Origin of the sequence: Streptomyces sp. NPDC053750 (genome assembly GCF_044544295.1) — a bacterium.
GTDB lineage: Bacteria > Actinomycetota > Actinomycetes > Streptomycetales > Streptomycetaceae > Streptomyces.
Genome location: NZ_JBITXB010000003.1, coordinates 242,497 through 248,992 on the forward strand (window position 1 = coordinate 242,497; position 6,496 = coordinate 248,992).

Genomic DNA, 6,496 nt, shown 5'->3' on the forward strand with positions numbered 1-6,496 from the left:
GAACGAGGAGTTCACCCATGACCGCCGCCGTCGACGCGTTCATCGCGGGCCTGCCCAAGTGCGAGCTGCACCTGCACATCGAGGGCACGCTCGAACCCGGTCTGAAGTTCGCCCTCGCCCAGCGCAACGGCATCGAGCTGCCGTACGCCGACGAGGCCGCGCTGCGCGCCGCGTACGACTTCAACGACCTGCCCGGTTTCCTCTCGGTGTACTACGAGGGCATGACCGTGCTCCGCACCGAGCAGGACTTCTACGACCTCGCCGCGGCGTACGCGGCCAAGGCGCACTCCCAGAACGTCCGCTACGCGGAGATCTTCTTCGACCCGCAGGCGCACACCGCGCGGGGCGTCGCCTTCGACACCGTCATCCGGGGCCTCACGCGGGCGCTGGACGACGCCGAGCGGGCCACCGGCTTCCAGGGACGCCTGGTGATGTGCTTCCTGCGGGACTTCCAGGCCGCGTTCGCGATGGCCACGCTGGTGCAGGCACTCCCGTACAAGGAGTGGATCACCGGTGTCGGTCTGGACTCGGACGAGGCGGGCAACCCGCCGGTGAAGTTCCGTGACGTGTTCGCGCGGGCGCGCGCCGAGGGCTTCCGGCTGACGATGCACTGCGACGTCGACCAGAAGAACTCCACGGAGCACATCCGCCAGGTCCTCGACGAGATCGGCGTCGACCGCATCGACCACGGGGTGAACGCCCTGGAGGACCCCGCGCTGGTGGCGCGGATCAAGGAACGCGGCCTGGGTCTGACGGTGTGCCCCATCTCCAACGCGCACGTCACGGACGGCTTGAAGGCCGCCGAGATCCGGGCGCTCCTGGACCAGGGCGTGAAGGTGACGGTCAACTCCGACGACCCGGCCTACTTCCCCGGCTACGTCGCCGAGAACCTGGCGGCGCTGCGCGGGCCCGCCGCCCTGTCCGACGAGGACCTCGTCCGCCTGCAGCGCAACGCCATCGACATCTCGTGGGCGGCGCCCGCCGTGAAGGAGCGCTTCCTGGCGGAACTCGACGCCTACGCGGGCTGAGCGGGCGGAGGGGGAGAGTCCGTCGGGGACGGACGGTCCGGTGGGTCCGTTCCGCGGTTCCGGGCGACCGGAGCGACGGCCCGGAAGAACTCCAGCGTCCATGCGTGCTGTTCCTCGGTGTCCGGCACCCTGGCCCGTCGAGCGCGTGCCATGGCCGCCCAGGCGGCCTCCGACGTCATGCCCTCCAGCAGCATCAGGCTGACCGCGATCAGCGAGGACCGGCCGATGGCGCAACGGCAGTGCACCACGACATGGGCGCCCGTCCGCAACTCCCCGGCGAGCTCCCGCAGCAGCGGCAGCACGACGGGGATCGACGGAACCGTGAAGTCGGGGACGGGCAGGGCGACGAACCGCAGTCCGGCGGCCTCGGCGAGGCGGGGCTCGTCGGCGAGCCCCAGCTCGACGCGCTCGGCGTCGGGGAGGGCGCAGACGACGATGTCGGCGCCGGCGTCGCGCAGGGCCGCCATGTCGTCGGCCAGGTGCCCGTGGCCGCGAGGCCGGACCATGGTGCTCAGGCGGCCCGGGGTGCGAGGGCGGTCGACGGTGTGGAGGACGGGGTGGGACGGCCCGGGCATCAGACGGACGCTCCCGGCGCGAGCCGGCGACAGCGACCGCCGCCCTCTTCGGTGAGCCAGCCGTTCAGGCTGTTCAGGCCACGCTCGTTGACCTGCCCGTCATGGATGCCGTAGGCCCGTTCCGGGGCGACAGCGCGGACGAAGTCGATGGCCTCGTCCGTCTTCAGCCATGAGCCCTGCAGGGGGACCAGCAGGGTTTCCACCGGTCGGTCGGGCAGGTGGAACGAGTCCCCGGGGTGGTAGAGGAGGTCGTCCACGAGGTAGGCCAGGTTCGCGCAGTCCGGAAGGTCGCCGTAGATGCGCGCGTGCCGCCCGCCCTGCGCGGTCACCCGGAAGCCGGCCGCGGTGAACTCCTCGCCGACGGCGACGCCGCTGAAGTCCAGTCCCAGGAGCCGCGCCGACTCGGGGGCGTACACGGGCACGCCCAGACCCTTCAGTCGCAACAGGTCGACGTGGTCGTTGTGTTCATGGGTGACCAGAACCGCGTCCGCGCCGGCGAACGCCTCCGGTTCGCTCCGGACGCCGGGATCGACGACCAGCGTGCGGCCTTCGTGCTCCAGGCGGACGCAGGAAATGGGCGTACTTGGTGATCCGCACCTGCGTGAGCATAGCGCCCTCGGTCACACCCCAACTCATTTGCGCGCGGCACGAGTTGACCTGCGCCTGCCGAGTCTGTTCCGCTCTCGTCCCATGGGGCGCGAACGGGAGCAATCCAGCGATCCAGGCGTGCGCCCGCGTCAGAAGTCCGTGTCCCGGGCGAGGCGTTGTACCCGCTCGACGTCCGGGAGGCCCGTACCCCGGCCGGTGCGGGACGGTGTCGGGTCGTCGGCGGCGCCCGACGGGTCGACCAGGCGGCGCAGGCCGGTGCGCAGGAGCGCGCCGTCGACCGAGGCCACGCCGCTGAGGGCGAGCACCGACACGCCCTGGTCGAGTGCGGCCATGAGCTGCGCGACGTCGTCGACCGGGAGATTCTCACCGGCCGGCCGGCTCTCGGCCGCGATCCGTCCGTAGGCGCCGATCATGATCTGTACGCGGTCGCGCAGCTGCTCGCCGAGCGCCGCGTCGCGGGCGGCCGTCGCGATGAACTCCAGCATCGCCAGGCCGAAGCCGCGCACCAGCATCGCGGCCTCCTCGGCGGGGGCGACACCGGAGTCCGCGACACCGGAGTCCGCACCGGCGGTGTCACCCTCGTCCGGCACGGCGAACGGGTCCCAGTCCTCGCCCCGCAGCGCCTGCAGGTTGTGGTCCATCGCGGCCAGGAACAGCTCGGCCTTGCCGCCGAAGTTCGAGTAGACCGCCCCCTTGGAGAACCCGGCCTCGCCGGCGATCCCGTCCAGGCTCGCGCCGTGGTAGCCGTCCCGGGCGAACGCCATCAGCGCCGCCATGGTCAACGCTTCGCGCGTCTCCTGCTTCTGCTCGGCGCGGCTGCGGCGTACCCGGCTCGGGGGGCTCGTGAGGCGTTGGTCCATGACTCACATGGTAGTTGACGTACTTGCGGCATCGCGATACCAATGGCATCCAGATACCGTTAGTATCTGAATTCCACGGGTACCGAAGTGGTGGGCCGGGGTGGTGGGAGGAGCGCGATGAGTGACGCGGTGTTGGAGGTCGAGAACCTCACGAGGAGGTTCGGTCCGGTCCTCGCGAACGACGGGGTGAGTCTGCGGGTCAGGGCCGGTGAGGTGGTCGGTCTGCTCGGACACAACGGCGCCGGCAAGACCACGCTGGTCTCGCAGATCGTGGGGCTGCTCAAGCCCGACGCGGGGTCGATCCGGGTGGCCGGGGTGGACGCCGTCGCGGACCCGGCGACGGCCCGCCGCTGCGTGGCGCTCCAGGCCCAGTCGCAGGCGCCGATGGACGGCCTGACCCCCAGGACGGCGATCGAGGTCGCGGGCCGCCTGCGCGGCATGTCCAAGGCGGCCGTCGCGACGGCGGCCCGCACACTCGCCGAGGAGCTGGACCTCCACGAATGGCTCGACCGCCGCGCCCTGCCGGACGGGCGCGGACTGTCCGGCGGGGTGCGCCGGCTGACCGCGTTCGCCATGGCCGCCGTCGCGCCGGTGCCGCTGGTCGTCCTCGACGAGCCCACCAACGACGTCGACGCGGCCCGCCGGCGGCGCCTGTGGGACACCGTGCGCCGCCTGGGCGACGAGGGTGCGGGCGTCCTGCTCGTGACCCACAACGTCGTCGAGGCCGAGCGCGTGGTGGACGAGCTCGTGGTGCTCGACCACGGCAAGGTCGTCGCCGCCGGGTCGCCGAGCCGGCTGCGCGGGACCGGCGACCACGCCCTGCGGCTCGAACTCTGGCTGCACCCCGACGGGGCCGACCCGTCCGACCCGTCGGGCGCCGTGCCGGTCCCGGTCGCCCGCCGCGTCCGCGTCGGCCGCCGGGTGCTGCTCACCCTGGGTTCGGCCGACGCCGCGACCGCCGTCGCCTGGGCCACGACGCTCCGCGAGAGCCGCCGCATCGAGGAGTACACGCTGGGCCCCGCCACCCTCGAGGACGTCTACCTCGACGTGACCGCAGGGGCCGCCGGAGCCACCACCGACGCCGCCACGGACGCGGCCGACCTCCCGGAGGGGACCGCCCGTGTCTGAGGCAACCGTCGTCGCCGCGCCCACCCGTGTGGCCCGCGCGGTCCCGCCGCGCACCGGCCTGTGGACGACCTACGCGACCCTGCTGCGCTGGACCCTGGCCCAGATCGGCGCGATCCTGCCGCTGATCATCCTGATCCAGGCGCTGCTCGCCGCCGGCATCATCGTCGGCTTCGGGTTCCTCATCGGGGACGTCAACAGCCCCGCAGCCCAGTTCCTGTCCACGGGCACCCCGACCGTCCTGCTGATGGTCATCGGCCTGGTCATGGTCCCCCAGGGCGTGGCGCAGGCCCGCACCAGCGGCACCTTCACCTACCAGCGCGCGCTGCCGGTACCGCGCCCGCTGCTGCTGCTGGCCGACCTCACGGTGTGGCTGGTGGTCGCGCTCCCCGGCATCCCGGTGGCGGTGTTCGTGGCCTGGCTGCGCTACGACCTGAGCTACTCCTTCGACTGGCCCCTCCTGGTGGCCGCCTCCGTGCTCACCGCGGTGGTCGCGACGGCCGTCGGCTACGCGGTCGCCGTGCTCCTCCCGCCGCTGCTCGCCCAACTCGCCAGCCAGGTCCTGGTGTTCTTCGTGATGCTGTTCTCGCCGATCACGTTCCCGGAGAGCCAGCTGCCGGACTGGTTCCGGGCGGTCCACGACGTGCTGCCGTTCCGGCCGGCCGCGGACCTGCTGCGCGCGGGCCTGGTCTCGGGCGACGGGGGAGTCGACTGGCAGGACCTCGCCGTGCTGACGGTCTGGTGCGTGCTCGGTCTCGCGATCAGCGTGCGGGCCCTGGTCCGACGGGCCTGAACCAGCCACGACGGGCGGCGTCCGCGGCGACCGGGCGAGGGGCGACACGCCCCTCCCGGTCGCCGCGGACGCGTCAAAACCGCACGTCGTACCGGGCATTGCTTTGTCATCGCTATAACTTCCCTTGGATCCCCCTTTACTTGAGGAAGATCCCTACATACGATTCACGGCAGTGGTTATCGCGTAACCCTGGCGTGAAGAACACGTGGTGTGCCGTCAGGACGTGATGACCTGATCGGCCAGTGCTTCGGGGGGAGAGGCTTCACACAGCAACGGGGGCAGTAGGACACCGGTTCAGGACGCCGCGGCAGAGGCGAGGGGACGTGAATCCCCGGTGTGCCGAGGTGCGTCGACCCGCCTTTGACGGTTCGTCGTCTCAAGGGGTGGGGGTCTGGGCGGTCGTCTCTTTTCAGTCATCCTCACGTGTATGACGTGATGCGCCATGGGCGTCGTGCCCGTGTGTCACGGCTCCGTGTCGATGTATTCCGGCATTCACACACACGCGTGTCTCGCGACCGCCTTCGTACGCCGAGGGCTGCCTGCGAGCCGACGCGGCCGTTGCGTTTGCCGTCCATGGGACAACGACTCAAAAGGTTATGAGCATGGCGACGGTTGGAGTCATAGGCGCCGGCGTTATGGGCAAAGATGTCGCCCTTACCTGCGCGGCCTACGGATACGACGTATTACTTTGCGACAGCGACGCCGACGTCCTCGCCTCCGCGCCGGGGCGGATGCGCCGGCTGGTCAGGAAGTACCGGATGATGTCGCCGGCCGTTGCCGAGTGGCAGGCCGACGAGGTGCTCGGCCGGGTGACGTGCACCGCCGACCTGGCGGACCTGGCCGGCGCGGACTGGATCGTCGAGAACATCGTCGAGGACCCCGAGGCCAAGCGGGAGCTGTACCTCCGGCTCCGCGAGGTCGTCGGGGAGACGGCGCGTGTCGCGGTCAACACGAGCTGTGTGCCGATCACCCGGATCGCCTCCCTGCTGCCCCACCCCCAGCGGGTGATCGGCATGCACTTCATGAACCCGGTGCCCCTGATCGACGGGATCGAGGTCATCCGCGGACAGCACACCACGGACGAGACGGTGAAAGCGGCCGAGGAGTTCGCCGCCTCCCTGGGCAAGCGCCCCATCGTCGTCAACGACATGCCCGGCTTCGTCTCCAACCGCCTGTCCCATCTCTTCATGAACGAGGCTGCCTTCCTGGTGCAGGACGGCGTAGCCGCGCCGGAGCAGGTGGACGACGTCTTCAAACTCGGCTACGGGCACCGCATGGGGCCGCTGGAAACGGCGGACCTCATCGGCCTCGACACGGTCGTCAACTCGCTGGCGGTCCTGTACGACGAATTCCAGGACCCCAAATTCCGGTGCTGCCCGCTGCTGAAGAAGATGGTCGACGCCGGTTTCCTGGGACGGAAGAGCGGCCGGGGTTTCTACGACTACGCGACGTCCAGCGCGGACGCGCGGTGACATCCGACGCGACTGCTCCCGAAGGGAACCGAAC

6 protein-coding genes and 1 pseudogene are annotated in these 6,496 nt (G+C 70.8%); 4 read left to right on the forward strand and 3 right to left on the reverse strand.

The window, feature by feature from the left end:
• Positions 1-17 precede the first annotated feature (17 nt).
• Positions 18-1,028, forward strand: a complete 1,011-nt coding sequence (locus tag ACIGO6_RS10620) for an adenosine deaminase (RefSeq protein WP_399874154.1) — start codon at positions 18-20, stop codon at positions 1,026-1,028.
• Here the strand turns inward: ACIGO6_RS10620 and ACIGO6_RS10625 are convergent.
• From ACIGO6_RS10625 to ACIGO6_RS10635, 3 genes and pseudogenes are all read right to left on the reverse strand, one after another.
• Positions 1,016-1,603 carry a tyrosine protein phosphatase gene (locus tag ACIGO6_RS10625; RefSeq protein WP_399874155.1) on the reverse strand — a complete coding sequence of 196 codons (588 nt, stop codon included), beginning with the start codon at positions 1,601-1,603 and terminating at the stop codon, positions 1,016-1,018. The two genes, ACIGO6_RS10620 and ACIGO6_RS10625, sit on opposite strands and share 13 nt — an antisense overlap.
• Positions 1,603-2,212 (reverse strand): annotated as a pseudogene (locus ACIGO6_RS10630) (MBL fold metallo-hydrolase). The gene ACIGO6_RS10625 and the pseudogene ACIGO6_RS10630 overlap by 1 nt, the downstream one beginning before the upstream one ends.
• Before the next feature lie 128 nt (positions 2,213-2,340).
• Positions 2,341-3,072 carry a TetR/AcrR family transcriptional regulator gene (locus tag ACIGO6_RS10635; RefSeq protein ID WP_399874158.1) on the reverse strand — a complete coding sequence of 244 codons (732 nt, stop codon included), beginning with the start codon at positions 3,070-3,072 and terminating at the stop codon, positions 2,341-2,343.
• Between the two features lie 117 nt (positions 3,073-3,189).
• Here ACIGO6_RS10635 and ACIGO6_RS10640 point away from each other — a divergent pair, with 117 nt between their 5' ends.
• The 3 genes from ACIGO6_RS10640 to ACIGO6_RS10650 all read left to right on the forward strand — a co-directional run bounded on the left by ACIGO6_RS10640 (position 3,190) and on the right by ACIGO6_RS10650 (position 6,462).
• The gene (locus tag ACIGO6_RS10640; RefSeq protein ID WP_399874160.1) at positions 3,190-4,200 is read left to right on the forward strand and encodes an ABC transporter ATP-binding protein; all 1,011 of its coding nucleotides are present in this window, start codon (positions 3,190-3,192) and stop codon (positions 4,198-4,200) included.
• Positions 4,193-4,990, forward strand: a complete 798-nt coding sequence (locus tag ACIGO6_RS10645; RefSeq protein WP_399874163.1) for an ABC transporter permease — start codon at positions 4,193-4,195, stop codon at positions 4,988-4,990. The genes ACIGO6_RS10640 and ACIGO6_RS10645 overlap by 8 nt, the downstream gene beginning before the upstream one ends.
• A gap of 602 nt (positions 4,991-5,592) precedes the next feature.
• Positions 5,593-6,462 carry a 3-hydroxyacyl-CoA dehydrogenase family protein gene (locus tag ACIGO6_RS10650; RefSeq protein WP_399874165.1) on the forward strand — a complete coding sequence of 290 codons (870 nt, stop codon included), beginning with the start codon at positions 5,593-5,595 and terminating at the stop codon, positions 6,460-6,462.
• Positions 6,463-6,496: the final 34 nt, after the last annotated feature.

Coding starts and splice junctions, on each gene's coding strand:
- ACIGO6_RS10620 (WP_399874154.1), top strand. CDS start 18: ATGACCGCCGCCGTCGACGCGTTCATCGCGGGCCTGCCCAAGTGCGAG.
- ACIGO6_RS10625 (WP_399874155.1), bottom strand. CDS start 1,603: ATGCCCGGGCCGTCCCACCCCGTCCTCCACACCGTCGACCGCCCTCGC.
- ACIGO6_RS10635 (WP_399874158.1), bottom strand. CDS start 3,072: ATGGACCAACGCCTCACGAGCCCCCCGAGCCGGGTACGCCGCAGCCGC.
- ACIGO6_RS10640 (WP_399874160.1), top strand. CDS start 3,190: ATGAGTGACGCGGTGTTGGAGGTCGAGAACCTCACGAGGAGGTTCGGT.
- ACIGO6_RS10650 (WP_399874165.1), top strand. CDS start 5,593: ATGGCGACGGTTGGAGTCATAGGCGCCGGCGTTATGGGCAAAGATGTC.